At 66.0% G+C, this 18,880-nt stretch carries 21 protein-coding genes and 1 tRNA gene; 6 read left to right on the top strand and 16 right to left on the bottom strand.

Translation table 11 applies throughout. From position 1 onward, the window contains the following. Positions 1-14 precede the first annotated feature (14 nt). The 6 genes from ACMTAK_RS39490 to ACMTAK_RS39465 all read left to right on the top strand — a co-directional run bounded on the left by ACMTAK_RS39490 (position 15) and on the right by ACMTAK_RS39465 (position 8,726). Positions 15-1,169 (top strand): PrgI family protein, encoded by a 1,155-nt coding sequence (locus ACMTAK_RS39490; RefSeq protein ID WP_413810587.1) that lies wholly within the window; start codon positions 15-17, stop codon positions 1,167-1,169. A 47-nt stretch (positions 1,170-1,216) separates the two neighbouring features. Further along, on the top strand, positions 1,217-3,070 hold the full coding sequence (locus ACMTAK_RS39485; RefSeq protein ID WP_413810586.1) for a VirB4 family type IV secretion system protein: 1,854 nt from the start codon (positions 1,217-1,219) through the stop codon (positions 3,068-3,070). Positions 3,071-3,186: 116 nt separating this feature from the next. After that, the gene (locus ACMTAK_RS39480) at positions 3,187-4,038 is read left to right on the top strand and encodes a GP88 family protein (protein ID WP_413813140.1); all 852 of its coding nucleotides are present in this window, start codon (positions 3,187-3,189) and stop codon (positions 4,036-4,038) included. A gap of 48 nt (positions 4,039-4,086) precedes the next feature. Continuing rightward, positions 4,087-6,666, top strand: a complete 2,580-nt coding sequence (locus tag ACMTAK_RS39475) for a type IV secretory system conjugative DNA transfer family protein (protein WP_413810585.1) — start codon at positions 4,087-4,089, stop codon at positions 6,664-6,666. A 77-nt stretch (positions 6,667-6,743) separates the two neighbouring features. Then, positions 6,744-7,763 carry a replication-relaxation family protein gene (locus ACMTAK_RS39470; protein ID WP_413810584.1) on the top strand — a complete coding sequence of 340 codons (1,020 nt, stop codon included), beginning with the start codon at positions 6,744-6,746 and terminating at the stop codon, positions 7,761-7,763. Positions 7,764-7,766: 3 nt separating this feature from the next. Then, positions 7,767-8,726 (top strand): C40 family peptidase, encoded by a 960-nt coding sequence (locus ACMTAK_RS39465; RefSeq protein WP_413810583.1) that lies wholly within the window; start codon positions 7,767-7,769, stop codon positions 8,724-8,726. A 41-nt stretch (positions 8,727-8,767) separates the two neighbouring features. On the opposite strand, the gene ACMTAK_RS39460 is transcribed toward ACMTAK_RS39465, so the two are convergent. From ACMTAK_RS39460 to ACMTAK_RS39385, 16 genes are all read right to left on the bottom strand, one after another. Next, a tRNA-Ile gene (locus tag ACMTAK_RS39460) sits at positions 8,768-8,841 on the bottom strand. A 214-nt stretch (positions 8,842-9,055) separates the two neighbouring features. Further along, positions 9,056-9,346: a hypothetical protein gene (locus ACMTAK_RS39455; protein ID WP_413810582.1), complete on the bottom strand. Its 291-nt coding sequence runs from the start codon at positions 9,344-9,346 to the stop codon at positions 9,056-9,058. A gap of 41 nt (positions 9,347-9,387) precedes the next feature. Next, complete coding sequence (locus ACMTAK_RS39450) at positions 9,388-10,395, bottom strand: DUF4007 family protein (protein WP_413810581.1); 1,008 nt, start codon at positions 10,393-10,395, stop codon at positions 9,388-9,390. 538 nt (positions 10,396-10,933) lie between these two features. Then, positions 10,934-11,437 carry a hypothetical protein gene (locus ACMTAK_RS39445; protein ID WP_413810580.1) on the bottom strand — a complete coding sequence of 168 codons (504 nt, stop codon included), beginning with the start codon at positions 11,435-11,437 and terminating at the stop codon, positions 10,934-10,936. Further along, positions 11,434-11,676 carry a hypothetical protein gene (locus tag ACMTAK_RS39440; protein WP_137981795.1) on the bottom strand — a complete coding sequence of 81 codons (243 nt, stop codon included), beginning with the start codon at positions 11,674-11,676 and terminating at the stop codon, positions 11,434-11,436. Before ACMTAK_RS39440 ends, ACMTAK_RS39445 begins: the two co-directional genes overlap by 4 nt. Before the next feature lie 413 nt (positions 11,677-12,089). Further along, a complete protein-coding gene (locus ACMTAK_RS39435) occupies positions 12,090-12,713 on the bottom strand; it encodes a hypothetical protein (RefSeq protein ID WP_413810579.1) in 624 nt (207 codons plus the stop codon). 173 nt (positions 12,714-12,886) lie between these two features. After that, positions 12,887-13,915 carry a DUF932 domain-containing protein gene (locus ACMTAK_RS39430; RefSeq protein WP_413810578.1) on the bottom strand — a complete coding sequence of 343 codons (1,029 nt, stop codon included), beginning with the start codon at positions 13,913-13,915 and terminating at the stop codon, positions 12,887-12,889. Between the two features lie 159 nt (positions 13,916-14,074). After that, positions 14,075-14,272, bottom strand: coding sequence for a hypothetical protein (locus tag ACMTAK_RS39425; RefSeq protein ID WP_413810577.1), 198 nt, complete (start codon positions 14,270-14,272; stop codon positions 14,075-14,077). Positions 14,273-14,762: 490 nt separating this feature from the next. Then, positions 14,763-15,377 (bottom strand): DUF7178 family protein, encoded by a 615-nt coding sequence (locus ACMTAK_RS39420; protein WP_413810576.1) that lies wholly within the window; start codon positions 15,375-15,377, stop codon positions 14,763-14,765. A 35-nt stretch (positions 15,378-15,412) separates the two neighbouring features. Continuing rightward, a complete protein-coding gene (locus tag ACMTAK_RS39415) occupies positions 15,413-15,766 on the bottom strand; it encodes a hypothetical protein (RefSeq protein ID WP_413810575.1) in 354 nt (117 codons plus the stop codon). Positions 15,767-15,958: 192 nt separating this feature from the next. Beyond that, positions 15,959-16,228 (bottom strand): hypothetical protein, encoded by a 270-nt coding sequence (locus tag ACMTAK_RS39410; protein ID WP_413810574.1) that lies wholly within the window; start codon positions 16,226-16,228, stop codon positions 15,959-15,961. A gap of 128 nt (positions 16,229-16,356) precedes the next feature. Continuing rightward, positions 16,357-16,653, bottom strand: coding sequence for a hypothetical protein (locus tag ACMTAK_RS39405; protein WP_413810573.1), 297 nt, complete (start codon positions 16,651-16,653; stop codon positions 16,357-16,359). A 53-nt stretch (positions 16,654-16,706) separates the two neighbouring features. Continuing rightward, positions 16,707-17,231: a hypothetical protein gene (locus tag ACMTAK_RS39400; RefSeq protein ID WP_413810572.1), complete on the bottom strand. Its 525-nt coding sequence runs from the start codon at positions 17,229-17,231 to the stop codon at positions 16,707-16,709. A gap of 136 nt (positions 17,232-17,367) precedes the next feature. Beyond that, a complete protein-coding gene (locus tag ACMTAK_RS39395; protein WP_413810571.1) occupies positions 17,368-17,562 on the bottom strand; it encodes a hypothetical protein in 195 nt (64 codons plus the stop codon). Between the two features lie 85 nt (positions 17,563-17,647). Next, positions 17,648-17,878, bottom strand: coding sequence for a hypothetical protein (locus tag ACMTAK_RS39390; protein WP_413810570.1), 231 nt, complete (start codon positions 17,876-17,878; stop codon positions 17,648-17,650). A gap of 212 nt (positions 17,879-18,090) precedes the next feature. After that, positions 18,091-18,687, bottom strand: coding sequence for a hypothetical protein (locus ACMTAK_RS39385; protein WP_413810569.1), 597 nt, complete (start codon positions 18,685-18,687; stop codon positions 18,091-18,093). Between the last annotated feature and the right edge of the window lie 193 nt (positions 18,688-18,880).

Below are 18,880 nucleotides of genomic sequence, written 5' to 3'. Positions count from 1 at the left end.
GGAGGTGAACGGCAATGACCCAGCCGGTACGCATCCCCGCCGACGTCGACCGTGAGGACACCGTCCTGGGCAGCCTGACCGCCCGCCAGCTGCTCATCCTCACGGTGGCCGGCATCGTGCTCTACGGCACCTGGACAACTACCCGCGACTTCGTGCCGCTGGCGGTGTTCGCGGTCCTGGCCATCCCCATCGCGGTGGCCACCGTCCTGCTGGCCCTGGGGCGGCGGGACGGCATCTCACTGGACCGGCTGGCACTGGCTGCCATCCGCCAGCGCATGAGCCCCCGCTATCGAGTCGCCGCTCCCGAAGGCATCCTCCCGGCCCCTGCCTGGCTGGCCAGCCGGGTCACCCGCAACTCCGGAGACACGCGCGCCGAGTGGGACATTGCTCCGGCCGAGCTGGAGCTCCCCGCCGAAGGCATCACTGAGACCGGCGTGGTCGACCTCGGCACGGACGGAGTCGCGGCAGTGGCGGTGTGCTCCACCGTCAACTTCTCCTTGCGCACCCCGGCCGAGCAGGAATCCCTGACCGCCGCCTTTGGCCGCTACCTGCACTCCCTCACCGCCCCGGTCCAGGTGCTGGTACGTACCGAGCGTCTGGACCTGACGGGGCAGATCAGCGAGCTCCGCGAGCAGGCGCCCAGGCTGCCGCACCCGGCGCTGGAGGAGGCAGCCCGTGAACACGCCGACTATCTGGCCCAGCTGGGCACCCAGAGCGATCTGCTGCGCCGCCAAGTGCTGCTCGTTCTGCGCGAACCGCTGGGGCCGCAGCGTGCGGTCGACGGGCTCGGTGGCGCCTCACCACTCGCGGCTTTCACCCGCCGCGCGCGGTCCCGAGACTCCGCGCAGCCCTCGGTGGAGGCGGCGCGCCGGGCGGCGGAAGCCCGCCTGGTGCGGCGACTCGGCGAGGCGGCCGACCTGCTGGGCCCGACCGGGATCGTCGTCACTCCGCTGGATGCCGGGCAGGCCACCGCGGTGCTGGCCGCCGCCTGCAACCCCCACAGCCTCGTCCCCGTCTCCTCCCACCTCGCCGGAGCCGACGACGTAATCACCATCGCCTCGGTCCCCGAAGACGACACCGCCCTGCGCACCTTCGAACGCCCGGGCACCTCCGGCCCAGAGAGCGACGAGGCCGAACACGACCGGCCAGCGGGGAGGGAATCACGATGAACCGCAAGCGTGCTGGCCGTTCACGCGCCTCACGCCTGAACGCGCCCATGACGAGCGCTGGTGCCTTCACTCCCGATGCACTGGCCGTCAGCCCCCGGCAGCTGGAGATCGGCGGGGAACAGGTGGCTTCCTTCGCCGTCACCGGCTTCCCTCGCGAGGTCTACCCCGGATGGCTGCAACCCCTGCTGACCTACCCGGGCCGGGTGGACGTCAGCGTGCACATCGAGCCGATCGACCCGGTCACCGCCAGCACCCGCCTCAAGCGGCAGCTAGCCAAGCTCGAATCCGGCCGCCGCTACACGGAGCAGAAAGGCCGGCTGCGCGACCCGCACGTGGAAGCCGCCACTGAGGACGCCTACGAGCTGTCCTCCCGCATCGCCCGGGGCGAAGGCAAGCTCTACCGCGTCGGGCTCTACCTGACCGTGCATGCAGCCAACACCGAGGAACTGGAGGACGAGGTCGCCGCCGTCCGCTCGCTGGCGGCGAGCCTGCTGTTGGACGCCAAACCGACCAGCTACCGCAGCCTGCAAGGGTGGGTCACCTGCCTGCCCATGGGCCTGGACTTGATACGGATGCGCCGTACCTTCGACACTGCGGCGCTCTCGGCGGCCTTCCCCTTCACCAGTCCTGACCTGCCCCCGAGCGACCCCACCTCTGCCGGCGCCCCCACCGGGGTGCTGTACGGGTACAACATCGGCTCGCAGGGGCTGGTGCACTGGGACCGTTTCGCCCTGGACAACCACAACTCCGTCATTCTCGGCCGCTCCGGCGCAGGCAAGTCCTACCTGGCCAAACTCGAACTTCTACGGTCGCTTTACCGCGGCATCGAGATCCATGTCATCGACCCCGAAGACGAATACGCGCGCCTCACCCAGGCAGTCGGCGGCACGTACGTCCACCTCGGCGCCGAGCAGGTCCGCCTCAACCCCTTCGACCTGCCCCTGCACACCCGGCCGGACGGGCGGCGCACAGCGCCCAGAGATGCCGTTATCCGCCGGGCTCTGTTCCTGCACACGGTCATCGGCGTCCTGCTGGGCAGCACGCTCACGCCGACGGAGCGCGCTGTGCTGGACCGGGCGATTGCCGCGACCTACCAGCGCGCCGGGATCACGACCGACCCGCGGACCTGGACCCGCCCCGCTCCATTACTCGCCGATCTGGCAGCCGTCCTGGAACAGTCGAAGAACCGCACAGCGCAGGATCTGGCCGCTCGGCTGGACCCGTATGTGCGCGGCGCCTTCTCCGGTTTGTTCGACGGCCCGACGACCAGCAGGCCCGAAGGCCATCTCGTGGCCTTCTCGCTGCGTGACCTGGCCGACGAGCTCAAACCGATCGGCACACTGCTGACCCTGGACTCGGTCTGGCGGCGGGTGTCCAATCCGGCCCTGCGCCGCCCCGGGCTGGTCGTCGTCGACGAAGCCTGGTTGCTGATGCAGGAGCCCGCCGGAGCGGAATTCCTGTTCCGCATGGCCAAGTCCTTCCGCAAACGCTGGGCAGGGCTCACGGTCGCCACCCAGGACAGCGCCGATGTCCTCAGTTCCGACCTCGGCAAGGCCATCGTGGCCAACGCCGCCACCCAAATCCTGCTGCGCCAAGCCCCACAGGCCATCGACGAGATCACCTCCACGTTCAACCTGTCCGACGGCGAACGCCAGTTCCTGCTCTCAGCCGATCGCGGCCAAGGGCTGCTCTCCACAGGTACCCAACGAGTGGCCTTCGAGGCGATCGCCTCACCCACCGAGCACCGCCTGGTGACCACCGATCCTGCCGAACTCGCCGCCCTGGCCGAAAGCAGCGCTGTCGCGGAGGGCGAAGAACCGTACCTGGACCTCGACCACGCCGAGGCAGCAGGCAGCTTCGCGGACCACCCCAGCGATCAGATCGATCTTGATATCGCCTGACCAGCCTTCTCGGAACGATCAGGTCGCTGGGGATGCGGTTGTGCAGTCCCCCATGCCGCAGTTCTCCAGAGCCAGCGACGCTTCAACCTGCTTCTTCACTCGAAGGGCGCTCTCTCATGCCTTTCCTTTCATCAACGCCATCCCGTCTGCCCCCATCGCCACCGTCGCCATTGCTGACCCAGAACCGGGAAATGCGCGCTATCGGCGCGTGGAACTGGACACTGCCGGCCTGGGCGGGTCGGCTCCCGGACGGCCGCACCTACAACACCTGCCCCTCCGCAGGAATCTGCCGCCACGTCTGCTACGCCCGGCACGGCACCTACACCTGGCCGGTGGTCAAAGCCAAGCACGAGGCGAACCTGCGCTTCGTCCTGGACGATCTACCCGCCTGGGAACAGGCGATGATCAGCGAACTCGGCGCCGAGAAGTTCCGCGGGGTCTGGATACGTATCCACGACTCGGGCGACTTCTTCACCGACGCCTATACCCTCAGCTGGCTGCGGGTGATCCGCGCCCGGCCAGAAGTCAACTTCTACGCCTACACCAAGGAAGTAGCCAGGTTCCGCGCCCTGGTGGAGCCGGACCCGCCGGACAACTTCCTGTGGGTGTTCAGCTTCGGCGGCACCCAGGACACCGCCTTAAATCCTGAGCGGGACCGGGTGGCGGATGTCTTCCCCGATGAGGAATCCATCGCCGCCGCGGGCTGGCACTCCCAGGAAGCAAACGATCTCCTCGCCGTGCTGGGTCCGCGGCTCGTCGGGATTCCTGCCAACCGCATTCCGCACTTTCTCAAGCGGCTCAACGGCCGCACCTTCCGCTCGTGGCAGGCCGAGGTCGACGCCGAACGCCACGCCCACATCCGTTCGGGCACGCGCCCGGCGCCGCGGGTGATCCCCGGCGATCAACCACGCCTGCCGGGCCAGTCCGAAGGGCCGAGTGTCCTCGAACCGCACGAGCGCGCCGCCTGATGGCCACCGACCCACCTGATGCTTCGCTCACGGAAGGTGTCCTGCGCCATGCTCCATCCCTCTGTTCTCCTCCTCTCACCGGCCTCGTCGTTCATCGCAAACTTCTCCGGCTCGCAGGTGCCGGATTCCCCGATCGGGGACTATCTGCGCGACCCTGCCGGAGCGGTGCACGCCGTACTGGTTCATCTCCAGGAATGGGCGGTCACCTGGGGACTGGTTGCCGCGCCTTCCACAACCGCAGGAACCGTGGTGCTGGTGTGGGCGCGCTGGTGGTGGCGACGCCGTTGCCAGCAGCGCCTGGTCGCCGACGCGCGGGTCATCCAGATCCTCCCTCCGCCCACGGTGGACGCCACCGGAGCCCCGGCCTTGTGGGCCAACCTGGTGGGTCTATTGCGGCCAGCCTGGCGCCGGTGGCTGACCGGGCAGCCACACCTGGCCTTCGAGTACCTCTTCGACCGCGAAACCGTCCGCCTCCAGGTGTGGGTGCCCGGCCAGATCCCACCGGGCATGATCGAGCGGGCGATCGAGTCCGCCTGGCCCGGCACCCACACCCGCACCGCTCCCGTCACCAGTCCGCTGCCCACAACACCACCAGCAGGGCGGCACATGGTCACAACCGGGGGCGAGCTGAAACTGGCACGCAGCGAGGCACTGCCCATCCGCACCGACTTCCCCACCGACCCCGTCCGCGCCCTGCTCGGCGCACCGGTCGGGCTCGGCCCTCAGGAGCGGGCAGCGGTGCAAGTACTGGCCCGGCCGGTGGCCGGACGCCGGGTGAAGAAGGCCCGCCGGGCCGCCCGACACGCCCGCGCCGGGCGGTCGACCCGGCCGGTCAGCCGTCTACTGGATCTGCTCACGCCCGGCCACCAGCCCCGGCCCCGCCCCTCGCGAGGCGCTCCGGTCCTGGATCCGCATACGGCTCTAGAGATCGCTGCGGAGGACCGGGTGATTGTGGCCAAGCAGCGCGGCGTCCCGTACGAAACCCGTATCCGCTATGCGGTCACCTCCACCGTGCCCGATACGGCAAATGCCGAGGAGCGAGCAAAGGCGCGAGACCGGATGCGCGGCCGGAGCCATGCCATCGCCTCCGCATTCGCCACGTTCACCGAGTACAACTACTACCGCCGCACCCGCCTACGCCCCCGCCATGTGCTGCCTCGTCTGGCCGAACGGCGCCTGGGCGCTGGCGATCTGCTGTCCGTCCCGGAACTCGCCGCGCTGGCGCATCTGCCGTGGGACGAGTCCATCCCGAGTTTGCAACGAGCCGGAGCGAGGGCGGTGCCACCTCCGCCGGGCGTCGCGAACGCCGGGGCGGCGGTGCGGCCGATCGGGGTGACCGACAGCGGTCACCTCCGTCCTGTCGGGCTGCGCGTCCCCGACGCTCGGCACCACCTGCACATCCTGGGCGCCACCGGCTCGGGCAAGAGCGAGCTGATGGCCCGGATGATCCTCACCGACGCCGAGGCCGGGCGCGGGTTGGTGGTCATCGATCCCAAGGGCGATCTGGTCAGCGACTTACTCATGCGTCTGCCGACCGAGCTGGGGGAGAAAGTAGTCCTCTTCGATGCCGACAGCAGGGCCCGCCCGCCTGTGCTCAATCCCCTGGAGGGAACAGACGGACCGCGCACGGTCGACAACCTTGTGTCGATCTTCTCCCGTGTCTACGCCGCGTCCTGGGGCCCGCGTACCGACGACATCCTGCGCGCCTCGCTGCTGACTCTGCGCGCGCTGCCCGGCACGCCCGTCTTGACGGACCTCCCCAAATTGCTGTCGAACCCCGCCTTCCGGCAGCGTGCCATCGACCAGTTGCACGACGAAGTGCTCAAAGGGTTCTGGACCTGGTATGGCGACCTGTCCGATCCGGGCCGCGCTCAGGTCACCGCCCCGCTGCTCAACAAAGTACGTGCCTTCCTGCTGCGCCCGTTCGTCCGTGAAGCCCTCGCCGGCGGGCCCTCAACCGTGGACATGAACCAGGTGCTCGACGGCGGGATCTGCCTGGTGCGTATCGCCCAGGACGCACTCGGCTCCGAGACCGCTCACCTGGTCGGCTCCATCGTCGTCGCACGCGCCTGGCAGGCCACCACCGCCCGTGCTCGGATCCCCCAAGCCCGACGCCACGACGCCAGCTTGTACATGGACGAGGCGCACAATTTCCTCCATCTGCCCTACTCCCTCGGCGACATGCTCGCCGAGGCCCGCGCGTACCGGCTGTCGATGACGCTCGCCCACCAGTACCTGCGCCAGCTCCCCAAGGAACTGGAAGAAGGCATCAGCACCAACGCCCGTACAAAGATCATCTTCAACGCCAGCCCGGAAGACGCCCGACATCTGGCCCGCCACACCGAGCCGCGCCTGACGGCACACGATCTGTCCAACCTGGATGTCTTCCACGCTGCGGTCCGCCCCGTACTCCAGGGAGCCGAAGCCCCCGCTTTCACCGCGGTCACCGAGAAACTCCCGCCGCCCATTCCCGGGCGGGCCAAGCAGATCCGTGCCGCAGCGGCCCGCAACGCCCGCCCCCAGCCCTCTTCCGAGCCACTGCGCAAGAACGACGACAGCACTCCACCGCGGATCGACCCACGCCGAACACCCGGACGCGGCCAACCGGACACGCCCACATCAGCCTGATCCCACACTCGGACGCGGTGGCCCCCACCGCGCCCTCTGCTCCCTCTCACCCCTCATTACCGGAGGTGAACCATCCTGTGATCAGCAATCCCACTCCCCAGCGCTCCCTGCGCGGGCACATGCCCCAGCGGCCCGCACCGCGTTCGGCCACCACCAGCGATCACCTCGCCCGACTCGCCAAGCACCTCACGCCCCGCGACCGGTGGCTCATGCGCATGCTGTTCGAGCACAAGGTCTTCACCAGCCACCAGATCGCCGCCCTGGCCTGGCCCACCACCCGAGCGGCCAACCTGCGCCTGCTCAGCCTCTACAAGTGGCGGGTGCTCGACCGCTTCCAGCCCTTCGTCACCGCCGGCAGCGCCCCCATGCACTACGTCCTCGACACCGTCGGGGCCACCTTCCTCGCCCGCGAAGACGGGCTCGACCTTCACGAACTGGGCTACCGGCACGACCGCGCCATCGGCATCGCCCACTCCCTGCGCCTGGCCCACACCATCGGCGTCAACACCTTCTTCACCGCCCTCTCAGCACGCACCCGGCGAGCAGACACCGACGGTGAACTGACCGCCTGGTGGTCCGAGGCCCGCTGCCACAAGCACTTCGGCGACATCGTCCGCCCTGACGCCTACGGCCGCTGGCGCCAGCACTCCACCGAGATCGAATGGTTCCTCGAATACGACTTCGGCACCGAACCGCTGAGCGTGGTAGCCCGCAAAGTCAGCCGCTACGCGCGGCTGGCCGCCACCACCGGAATCACCACACCGGTTCTGCTCTGGCTACCCAGCACCCGCCGCGAAAACAGGGCGCGCCGCGCCCTCACCGCGGCCTTGGCAGCCCTCGACCAGCCCTCTCTCGTCCCGCTGGCCACCACCAGCGCAGACCTCGTCGCCCACCCTGAACAAAGCGACCCCGCCGTGGCCCGCTGGCTGCCCCTGGACACCGCCAACTCCCCTCAGCGCCGCCTCAAGCTCGCCCAGCTCGGCCACGCCTGGCCACATCTCGCCCCGATCACCCTCGCCAATACGGGCACCACCACAAGCAGCCCACCGCCTGCTCCAGTGGCACCGGCCCCCTCATCTGCTCAGTCCCGGAGGTGATCCATGGCCAAAATCGGGATCTCGATCCTCGGAGCGGTGCTCCTCGTGGTCGCTCTGGCCGCCGCCGGGGCAAGCAGTGTCCTATCGGTCTTCGGCGGAAGTGCCGGCAGCCAGCCCAGCCACACCGCCCTTACCGACATCCCGCCGGACTACCTCACGCTCTACCAGCAGGCGGCAACCACCTGCCCCGGTCTCGACTGGTCGATTCCGGCCGCCATCGGCAAGGTCGAGACCGACCACGGCCGCTCCACCCTGCCCGGCGTTCACAGCGCAGCCAACACCAAAGGAGCGAAGGGCCCGATGCAATTCCTCCAGCCGACCTTCGACGCGGTCACCGCCAAACACCCGGTACCACAGCAGGAGACACGGGCACCCTCTCCGTACAATCCCCGGGACGCGATCTACACCGCGGTCGCCTACCTGTGCGACTCGGGCGCCCGTGGCGGACGCAACCTCCACCAGGCAATCCTCACCTACAACCCTGCCGAGTGGTACGTCGCCAAGGTCCTCGCCCAAGCACACGACTACCAGAACCCCTCGGGCCTCGGCGGCACGACGGAAGCAAGTCCCGCCGCCAGAAAAGCGATCGACTACGCCGAAGGCCAGCTCGGACTGCCGTATATATGGGGAGGCAACGGACCCGCAGACGGGGACGCAGGATTCGACTGCTCGGGACTCACCAAGGCGGCGTACGCCGCAGCAGGCATTCCCCTGCCGCGCACCGCAGAAGAACAGTTCCAGACTGGACCCCGAGTTCCTCAGGGGAAACCACTGGTCCCTGGCGACCTCGTCTTCTACGGAACACCCGATGAGGGAATCCACCATGTCGGCCTCTATATCGGCGAGGGGCAAATGATCAACGCGCCGAACTTCGGACAAAAGATCAAGATCGCGCCCTATCGCCACCAGGGAGACGACTACGCTGGTGCCACCCGACCAGCTCAAGCGGCGGTCCGTGCATAGCCAGGATGACGCTGGACTCCTTCTGATGGCCTAGGCGGAAGTGGTTGCGGCGGGATTCGAACCCGCGACCGCATCGGCTTATAAGACCGGCGCTCTACCACTGAGCTACGCAACCGGGTGCCTGGCCCGCGACCGTCGGTCAAGAGCGAAGCATGACCGTAGAGCGGCGGGGCCCAGATTCTTTGCAGCGCCTGCAACCACAGTCACCAGAGCTGTATAGGGATAAGACACGGACGCAACACATCACGTGCACATCCCCCATTCTCGGTGAGGGGGCTCAGGGGGTCGCGCGGCGCTTCTTACGCCCCCATGAGGGGATTCTGTACGTCCTATTTCGCTTGTACGCATTTGAAGACGGTCTCCGTAAGAGAGAACTCGGCGATCTCACCGGAGTATTTGCGGATGTGAGCCTTGTCGGTGATGGCGATGAGTTGGCCACCCCAATCAGGTAGACCGTCGCGCAATGCGATGAGGTGAAGTCCCATAAAGGGAAGCAGTTGCAGGGGGTCAGTCGGACGCTCGATGTATGTGACTTTCAGGGCCACGTCCTCTCTCGAAGTGATGATCCAGAGTCTCCTGCCAGGCGCCACCGCAGTTTTCGATCTCATGTCAACCTCCACGCGATGCTCATTGGAGTTGGAATGCTGCGTTCGCCAGAAGTTCAGAAGTAGGTCTCCGGTCCGCTCGGGCAGTGGTAGTAGGAAGCCAGAAGCCTGTCGGCGATCGTGCGCGGTGAGTCATCAAGGGCCAGGAGATCTCCTCCGGCGGAGTCCACGAGCGCGATGTCCCTGCCGGCGGGGTGCTCTGCGGCAGCCTCCAGTGCAGTGCGCAGCGAGTGCTCGTCGGCCAGCAGCAGCCGACCGGGTCCCCGAGGGTCGGTATGCAGTCGCGCCAGTGCGACGGCGCCGGGCTGGTCCGGCCCACTCTGCTGCGCGTATTGCAGGCAGGCGTAGGCCAGGACCGTGCGCGGCGCAATGTTGCCCCGCGTTCGGTCCACCACCAGCTCCCCCCTGTCGCGCCGCACCGCAGCGGGCCACTCGGTGAAGCCACTGTCAGGGGCCAGATTCAAGATCCCGAGTTGGCGGAAGGGATTGATCACGTACTCCTCGACCGACCTGGCCGAGTACGTGACCACGCTGGTCGTGCCGTACATCGATGTCAGTGCGGTGATGTCGTGGCTGATGAGGGCGTCACCGGGCCGCGGCCACCCGGTGGCAACAGCGGCACGCTGCACAGCGGCACGCAGTTCGCTCCGGATGAAGCGCGACTTCCACCAGTTGGCGAACAGGTGAAAGAACGTCGGGACATAGCAGGGCTGTCCGCTCAACAGCCACCAGTGCAGCAGCCAAAGAGTGGCAGGATCCTCGAGGTAGGGGTCGGCCCCGTCCTCGTCAAGCAGCCAGTGCCCGCGGGCTGTCGGGTACACCGGTCGCGGTCTGAGTCTCTCTCCGTAGCGGATGAGACCAAATGAGTGAGACCAGAAACGCATGGGCCTGACCATCGAGGAGCCAACGCCGAGCATCGTGGCGGCGTCGGGCCGGGAGAGAGCCTGAGGGCTTTCCCGTAGCGCGGCGTGGACCTTGGCGGGCCATCCAACCCGTGGGGGAAACGCGTTGTGCCGGGCAAAAGCCGGCACGCAGCTGACCAGCGGCGCGGGGGCACGCGGCATGACAAGTAATCCTTTCGTTCAGGTAGCGATGCGTGGCGGCCGAGCGACCCCGTACGCAGGCACAGCGGATGAAACGACGCGCTCGTGCCTGGTCACTCTGTTGATTCACCGGCGCTGTGCCACGGCACCGCTGTTCTGCGACGTGGTGAGGGAGATGCGCAGCCGCTGGGCACAGGATGGAGTGGATATCGGCTCCGGGGTCCGGGCAGCGTCGAAGTCGACGTTCACGGAAACGGGCGGCACCTCGCTACGGGGACTGCTGTCGAGCAGGCCGCGCTACCGTCTGGGCAGATGGGCTCGATCCAGCGCGCGTCCGGCGGCATGGCGTCCAGGTGAGAGACCCGGAGGGCATATCGCTGGCCGCGCCCGGACATACGGCAAGTAGCTCGTACGGACGGGAGCCGTCCGAGCTGGCTGTCAGCAGGGGCCGGGTGTTCCAAGCGCCTGACCCCCACTGGGGTCAGACACGGCCGCGCCTGATGGCTGTGGGCACTACGGAGCGGTACACCGAGTTGCCGGAGATGCCGCTGCGCTGGAATCAGCCGAGGGACGTCTCGGGGCCGTCGTCGTGCATCAGGCGGGTGAGCAGCGTGAAGCCGGGCATCTCGGGCCGTGGCCGGATAGGGTCGGTGAATAGCTTCGGCTCGTCGAAAACCGGCGCGCCGTTGGGGCGCCGGGTGTAGGGAACGAAGCCGTAGTCCACTCCGTCGTCGACATCGAAGGTCATGAGAGTGATGACTTCTTGCTCGCCCTCGCGCAGAGGGTGGTTGGAGACGGCACGGGCGGCCACCGTACCGCCGGTGACCAGCCACACCTGCGGAACGACCATCACCCAGTGCGTCGTGTTGATTTGCCGCGCCGTCTCGGCGACGCGGTTCTCGAAGGCCACGGCGGCGGCCTCGTCTCGCAGGTAGTCGTAGTCGGACAGGAACAAGGTGCGCCGACCGTGGAGGGCAACCATCGCGGGACAGTCCCGGGCCTGGATGGCCTTCTGGAGGCGGCTGGCCACATCACGCAACAAGGCTTCGGTCAGGTCGTTCACTCCTTGTCACTCTCCTCCACTGGGTCATCCCGACGCTTGAAATCGTGGTAGGTATCCATGATTTCCACGGACGCGCGGTTCCCCAGGTGGGACAGGCGGAGCAACGTACGGTTCAGCTTGGTGTGCTGGCGTTTGGCGGCACGGGTCGGCGCCTCGTCGACCTCAGTGCCGTCGAGCTTTTTCAACTCCGCCAGCAGTTCTTCAGCGGTCCCGATCGCCTTGCTCAAGTCGATGTTCACAGCGCTCCACCTCCGACAGGTGCGGATAGTGTCCCGCATGTACGGAGGTAGTCCCTAACAGGAGTTGGTGATCACCTTCCTTCGTCTGGAGTAGCGCTTGTGATCACGGTGTGCCAGCTGGTGGGTCGAGCAGGCGCTGTCCTGCGGTGACAGATGATCGCAACCTGCCATCTCGGCCTCCGGGGCGGCAGCGTCAGCGTCGCCCCGGAGCCACTTGGGCCAGGAGGACGAACTCATCCTCAGCTTCTGAAGCACCATGGGGCGAGTCCATACCGGTCGACGAGCCTGCGGCGGCGGCGCGGCATCATCGAGAGCTCACGCAGCTCTCGCCGATGACCAGATCACTCGGCCATTCATGATCGGCCATCGCGAGAGCCGCGGTGGGTGAGTCCGATCTGGCGCGCACCTGTGGGTCAGAACCGGGGCGTAATGGAGCCGAATGCCAGGAGCATCAGCGCGATCCAGTGCGCGGCCTGGGCCGCATCGCTCTGCGGCCAACGGCCCTGCAGTACGAGCTCCCCGCTGTGGTCTTCAATGCTCCAGAAGTAGCCCTCGTCCGAGCCAGCTGGCTGTGATGAACGCAGGAAGTATCCGCCCTCCAGCTCGATCTCGGCGACCATGTACTCGCCGCCTGAGTGCTGGCGAGCGGCCTCGATGCCGTACTCCTCCAACTCCTCAATGAGCGCAGGAACGTCGTCGCCCTCCTCGGCCCCGTCCACCCCATCAGAGGTCGGATGGCCGGCCCTCGTCCACTGAAGCTGCCATTCCACCTGCTGGTGCCGACGCTCGCGCCGATCCGGCGCGCTCTCTACGTACAGCGGGTAGGTTTCGAACAGCTTGGTCACCTCGACTTTTACCGGAGGGGTGAACCCACCGGATCCACCTGACTTCCAGGCCTCTGCCATATGCGTCGAAAGATGCGTACGCATGCCTTCGATTACCGCATCTTGGACTGCCCCATCCGGAAGGTGCAGCGGCTCGACTTCGATCCTGATGATGCCGATGAAGGGGATGTCAACTAACTCTGTCTTTGCCATTTCTCCTCTCCTGTCCGACTCGACGCTGTCGTGTGGCTCCTAAGGGCTCCGAGGACTTGGCGGGTTGCCGGACTGGGGAGGTGCATAGAGCAGACTCTCCCCGAGCGGAGGCTTGGATGTGACGTTCCTTCTGCGCCGCCGTGCCTGTACCGGTGCCCCGCAAGCAAGCGGTGCTACGTCGTCGTCATGAGGCCCGTGTCGTCGAGCACGGTGGCCAGCGTGGCCAGAGTGGCGTGGTCCACCTTGTGGATATCCCCCGTGATAGCCCTGAGCATGTTGCGCTCGGCGCGCTGGGCGTTACGTACGGCCTGCTCATGGTGGGTGTAGGTATTGACCGCCTGTACAACTCCATAAGCGGTCCCGTGCCAGGGCACGACGCGGGCGTCGTGATTCCACAGTCTGGCCAGTGTGTCGCGCTTCTTCTCCGCCAGGGTGTGCGCCTGCCCCTTGTCTTCCGGCATGGGCGTGTGGGCGTCCAGGAAAGCGTCCCATTGCCGGTCCGTGACAGTGGTCTCGCACAGGTGCTTGACCTCTGCCGAGAACCGGTCTGCGGTTTGGTAGATGAGGTTGAGCGCTTCGCGGGCCTCGGCAAGCCTCAGCTTCGAGTTCCGTGAGTGCTTGATCTTGATCTCTTGTCCGGACTCGGCCAGGCCCGCGCCCATGGTGTTGTCGCACACGATGTTGGTCACGGCTCGCTTGAAGGTGGTCGTGAGAGACCCGTCGAACGAGGTGGCGCCGAAGAGGTTGGGGCGGAACTCAACCCCCTCCGGAGTAGTGATGGTCTCGGGGACCTCAACCGATACCCACGCGACCGCACCTTCGCGCAGCAGCCCCGCCGAGCCGATCGACACCTCAGCGTCCAGCAGGCTGGCGATCTTGTCGATCAGCCACTCGTCGTATGGGTGAGGTTCGTAGCCCTCGCCGAAGTACCCCAGGATGTAGCCATTGTCGCTGCGCACGTACGCCCGCCTATCGGAGGCCCGTTCCAGGCCTCCGGTGAGCGGGCTCTCCACGTACACCGGGCTGGAGACAGCCTCCCAGCCGAAAAGACGTCGCTTGACATCCTCAACCGGAATCGCCCCGGAGTAGTGGTTGGGTTCAGTGCCTTGCAAACTGCGCCGGTAATGCCAGGCCGTCCCCCGTTTCTCGGTAAACCCGATCAGCGTGTTCTTGTTCAGCCACTCCAGTGTTTCCCTGGACATACCATCACGCTCCTTTCCGAGGACAAGGATGAATCTGTCTTGGTGCCCCCTGATGAATGGGAAGAGAAGGGAGGAGTAGTTGGACCCGCCGACTTACCTACTTCTGGGTGCGGCCCGGACCCAGCGTGTGCAGGACGCCGTCGGCGAGGCAACGTCGCCTCACTGCCGGCGCCTGGAGGCAGAGTCGACGGTGAGCGCCTGGACGAATCGCTCCAGGTCCGCCAACGTGTTGGTGGCCTCGAACAGTTCGTCAGCGGCGTGACTGTCGATCCCGAGAGCGCGGCGAGCAAAATCAGAGATGTTGATGTAGTCGCGCTCGGTGAAGCCCAGCTTGCGAGCGGCCTCGTTGAAGGCCAAGCGGTCATCGTGATTAGGCCAATAGGCGCGGCAATCTGCCTGCGAGACACTTGGTTCTGGGCTGGCCAGCTCCGCTCCAGCAAGCAGAGCTGCGTGGTAAGCGAAACAACCTGCCGGGCCACGGCGATAGTCCAACTGACACCATGTGTCTGGGTGGTTTCGGATATGCTGCACAGTCTCATGCAGTAGGTCGGCGTTTACCATCAGGACGCGCGCTCTCCCTTCTTTCTCAGGGTCGGGAATTAATTGACACAGTGCCGCAGACCCGCACGCCCAACCCGCAGGGCGAGGGAGGGATAGGGAAAGGCGTGCGGGCGTGAAGCACTGCGTACAAGGGCCCATTTCCCTCTCGTGCCGCGTAAACCATGAGAGGGAAATGGGCATGCGCCCCATTGGGTCGGGGCGACCCGGCAGCGTGGAATGCAGACGAAATACGCTGCCGGAGCTGTGATTGGTCTGAGCCAGGGCCTGATGACGGAGTCTGGAGTCATCAGAATCGTGCACGTGGCCCACGAGGAACGGTGTCGGCTACATGCTCAGTGTGGGCGACCCATGTGACAGCCTGAACCGTGCAGGGCAGCTCACCCAGTCGCAGCGCGGCTTCACGGTAGCAGTCCGCGATCAGCTCATAGCGACTGGCACAAGACAGCCCGCGATCGCGATTGCCGTATCTCTCACCCACGGCGATGTCATGCGCGTGACGATCGATGACTACCGCCTCGGGATCGTCCGGGTCAGCGATGCACTGGAAAAAGTGGCCAGTTTTGCGGTCCATGGGAAGTACGTCAGCCGGATCCGCTCCGGCCATGATCGCAGCAGCCTTGGCCAGTGCGTCCGAAAAGTGGCCGGAGAGCACACCGCTACCACACGCCTGGCGCGCTAATCGCACATTCTGATGCCAGGACTTGTTGGCCGACAGCGCTGCGATCACACCGGCTCCGCGTCTCGCGTCGCCTCCGCTGATCTGTGCGGCCAAATCGTGCGCGGTGCGATACCAAGTATGTCCACGCTCCTGCTGCTCCGCGCTGGCGGACCACCATGTCGCCATGATGTTCTGCACGTACCGGTCGCGCATTTCCTCGGACGGATGAACAGGAATCACCACCGCTCCTTTCAAGGCATGGCCATGACAATCTCGCATCACCAGCAGCCATCGAGAAGGGCCACGCCGTCCTCGGTTTCGACCCAGTCCGTCATCGCGCCGTGCCGCAGGACCTCCCGCGTCTCCGCCAATACCACCTCGCCGGCATCGGCAGGCAGGTCAAACCCGAGTCGTCCGGCAACCGCAGCGTCACGCAGCGCTTCCTGCCACGTGCGTCCGACACCCATGACACGGTGCTCCAAGTAGGTGGAGAACGCAGAGAGCAAGTCGTCGTGCCGCCACTTCCGCTCTTCCTCCGAGAGCTGGCTCGGCGGGCCGTACTCACGTGCGATGTCATCGCGTGCAAGTTGGCCGCAGATAAGGAACCTGAGCAGTTCTTGTGAATCGACCATCGGCATGATCCTTGTCCAGGGAGCGCGAGGCATCGTGCACGAGAACCGATGAAAGCCGCGGCGGAGCGTGTGCTGAGAGGCGACGGTCCAGGCGAATGAAGCACCTCGGCGTGGTGCGGCGCCTGCTCCAAGACGGAGTGAACATCTCTGCTGGAAGCCTGCACTGACTGGACCCCGCACTATGCAGCAGCGCTAGCGACGGTGGCGGCGTTCGGCAGCCAGATCTTCTGCGTACCGCGTGAGCGCGGCCACGTAGTCCTCGTACCGCTGGATTTGTCGGGCGTCGCGCAACTCATCAACTGTGCGCCAACGTCCGTCACGCCCCTTGTAGATGGCGTTCTTGGGAGCATCATCGTTTTCTGCCTCGGCACAACTCATCTCGATGTAATAGGCGTACGATCCTAGGTCTACTCCCCAGGCCACCACATAGTGGTAACCCCGGTTCCTCTTCGGGTCAGCCACATGCTGGATTGCTCCGCCGAAGGGCGGTTCGAACCGCCCATAGGAACACCTACTTTGAGTCGTGGGCGGGACATCCGCCCGTTTGCTCTCTCGAAGCCGACGCGCACTAGAAGAAGGAGCAAACGAGCTCAGTCGCCGTCATCGGATAGGTCCGGATCGAAGGCGACCAAGTAACCTGCCTCCATTAGTGCTGTGAGCGCACGACCAGAGCGAGCGTTCTCCTCTCTCCGACCCAGATTCGGCGGCAGTTGAAACCAGCTGTAGAGCGGCGGCACTGTCTCCTCAACGAATCCGCTTGCCTTCAGGATCCCTTGCACGCCTTCAGGCAAAGGCTCCTGATCGTCGCCACCATCAGCAATGACCTCGCATTGCCCGCGCCGGAAGATCTCCACATGGCAGGGTTCACCGTCACGGCTCATATGCATGAGATGCTCCTTTCTCCGGGCATCACTCGTCCCGCTCGATTCAGTCTGTTCTTTTACTCTCCCGCCTCGACGATGGCCGCATCGTCCAACGGGCAATCGGGGTGGTTAATCATGAAGTCTTGCGTGACGCACCGATCGCCCTCGACGACATCGATGCTGTAGCCGTACGTGGACAGCACGCCGCACGCCGCGTTCTGCGTGCCATAACGGTCAATGTCAGCCTGGACGGCCTCGCGCAGCGCGTCAGCAGCCTCTTCGTACGTGCCAGGAGAGGCGATCAGGTCGCCGTTCTCACGCCATACGCGGAACTCACACTCCCCGCTGTCCTGGACTGCGCTGTTCCTGCTAAACGCGACCTGCTCATGCAGTTGCGTCAGCCTCTCCTCCAGTACCTCGAAGCCCTGCGGGCACATGGCTGCGGGGTCGGGGAGCGGGTCGTTGCTGTACCCGTAGGTATAGTCGGTCTCCGTGCCGATCAGCGCGCCGTCGTCATCGGTGATGTCACGGCCGAAGGTGATCTCGCCATACCAGAGCGCTGTCTGGGGAGCGGCGCCCCAAATATTGCTTGCCGCGCTCATGTCCGTATCCCCCTTCCCAAGGTCGCCGGACATGGGCGTGGGCCCGAGACAGGTCTCGGGCCCACGCGGTGGAGCACTCGTCCATAAGACCCGTTCAGAGCCCGGCCCAGCCTTGGGCGGCCGGGCGAAACGGGGATCATCCTGTGTGCTGGCTCTCCGCGATCCGGATGGGGATGCCACGCGCCGCGTAGAACTGCTCGACGTCGTGGTCGGTGGCTTCGGCAGTGAGCGGCAGGGGAAGCCACTCATCCAGCGCCACGCTCCATGCGTGCCATTGCCCCTGAATCCGAGCAACCGTCAGCACATCAATCGCGTCATCGTTCTCCGTCAAGATCAGTCACTCTCCGATCTGATCGATTCAGGCCCGCAGCCCGAACCGGTCCCCGACACAGCCGGGGACCGGTCGGGACACGCTGTCACTCGATGAACGGGTCACGCCCGCTCAGCACCATGGCCCCGACCGCCAGCTGGAGCTGCATGCTGGGGATCTGCTCCTGATCCAGGGTCAGGGTGACGGTGCCGTCGTCGTTCTCGGTGACCGGGATGCCGACAATCTGCGGCGACGCAGTGGGCCCCGCCTCCGGCGGTTGCATCGGCACGGCCGACCCGCCACTACGGCCGTCCAGGATCTCGCACAGCTCACACATCGCACACTCCTCCCTCGTAGTTGACCGAACTGACTGTTCACGCTGAACAGCCGTGGGTACGCCCGGGCCAGCCGGACGCACGGCAGAGCGGTTCAGTGGTCGCATGGATGAATGCGACCGGTTCGGTGTACGCACGTTGCCCGGGAGAGGAGGCAGGGTCCTGGCCTTACGGCCAGAACCCTGCGCAGCCTCCGCAGAGGTCCGGCGACCGTTCAGCGTCCGCTGTAGGCCAGATCTGGCACACCGGCCAGGGACTCAGGCCCTTCGAACACCAGCGGTTCAGGGGCGTATCGATCCGCACGCCGCAGCTCTCGTTCGATGCGTGCCAGGATGCTGTCGTCGTCCGTGACTGGCACGGCCTCTTCAACGGCGGCCAGGTCACCAACCGTCGGTGCGACCAGCGGCTCCGGGTCACCGCAGCCGCCCATAACGCACAGGTCAGCTATGCACGCGGGGTACATGGCTGAACCGACATTGTGATCACCGGTGGCCGGATAGTCGCGTTCGAACCCTGAGATGCCCCGGTAGGTCTCCAGTGCCGTCCGGGCCCGAGCGTCGGGATAGGCCGCGAACATGCTCCACAGCACATCGCGATACGCGTGCCAGCAGGCATACGGTCCGTGGCGCCCGGTCGCGGCCGTGCGTGCCCCCGCACCACGGCTGTCCATCACCCGTAACCGTGCGGTGATGGAATTGCCATACCCAGAGTGCGCATCCGAGGCCACGACGACGTTTCCGCCGTACCTACGGCATGACACATCATCTGTGATCGCGCAGAAGTCCCCCAGGGGAACTCCTGTGATGTTCATGATCTCCTCCCTCCAGGGGAGCACGGAACTCCTCGCACGCGGCGCGATTTCAACAGCCCTTGCGGGCATGCCATCACATACGGCGAGCCGCTGAGTCCTCATGAGCGAGGCAACACGCGCCGCACCAAATTGGCGTCCACGCGCTCTCACTTCAATACGGCAGCGAGACACCCTCGATTACCGATCACGGAAG

Source organism: Streptomyces lacaronensis (assembly GCF_047337785.1).
GTDB lineage: Bacteria > Actinomycetota > Actinomycetes > Streptomycetales > Streptomycetaceae > Streptomyces > Streptomyces lycopersici.
Note: the sequence above shows the minus strand (reverse complement) of the source record. Positions and strands in the feature narration are given on the sequence as shown.

What these genes read in the sequence shown, in the direction of transcription:
- ACMTAK_RS39450 (WP_413810581.1), bottom strand. Translation starts at nt 10,395, where the DNA reads ATGCCGCGTGCCCCCGCGCCGCTGGTCAGCTGCGTGCCGGCTTTTGCC.
- ACMTAK_RS39490 (WP_413810587.1), top strand. Translation starts at nt 15, where the DNA reads ATGACCCAGCCGGTACGCATCCCCGCCGACGTCGACCGTGAGGACACC.
- ACMTAK_RS39435 (WP_413810579.1), bottom strand. Translation starts at nt 12,713, where the DNA reads ATGGCAAAGACAGAGTTAGTTGACATCCCCTTCATCGGCATCATCAGG.
- ACMTAK_RS39405 (WP_413810573.1), bottom strand. Translation starts at nt 16,653, where the DNA reads ATGCATATGAGCCGTGACGGTGAACCCTGCCATGTGGAGATCTTCCGG.
- ACMTAK_RS39415 (WP_413810575.1), bottom strand. Translation starts at nt 15,766, where the DNA reads ATGGTCGATTCACAAGAACTGCTCAGGTTCCTTATCTGCGGCCAACTT.
- ACMTAK_RS39480 (WP_413813140.1), top strand. Translation starts at nt 3,187, where the DNA reads ATGCCTTTCCTTTCATCAACGCCATCCCGTCTGCCCCCATCGCCACCG.
- ACMTAK_RS39385 (WP_413810569.1), bottom strand. Translation starts at nt 18,687, where the DNA reads ATGAACATCACAGGAGTTCCCCTGGGGGACTTCTGCGCGATCACAGAT.
- ACMTAK_RS39465 (WP_413810583.1), top strand. Translation starts at nt 7,767, where the DNA reads ATGGCCAAAATCGGGATCTCGATCCTCGGAGCGGTGCTCCTCGTGGTC.
- ACMTAK_RS39400 (WP_413810572.1), bottom strand. Translation starts at nt 17,231, where the DNA reads ATGAGCGCGGCAAGCAATATTTGGGGCGCCGCTCCCCAGACAGCGCTC.
- ACMTAK_RS39390 (WP_413810570.1), bottom strand. Translation starts at nt 17,878, where the DNA reads ATGTGTGAGCTGTGCGAGATCCTGGACGGCCGTAGTGGCGGGTCGGCC.
- ACMTAK_RS39430 (WP_413810578.1), bottom strand. Translation starts at nt 13,915, where the DNA reads ATGTCCAGGGAAACACTGGAGTGGCTGAACAAGAACACGCTGATCGGG.
- ACMTAK_RS39475 (WP_413810585.1), top strand. Translation starts at nt 4,087, where the DNA reads ATGCTCCATCCCTCTGTTCTCCTCCTCTCACCGGCCTCGTCGTTCATC.
- ACMTAK_RS39485 (WP_413810586.1), top strand. Translation starts at nt 1,217, where the DNA reads ATGACGAGCGCTGGTGCCTTCACTCCCGATGCACTGGCCGTCAGCCCC.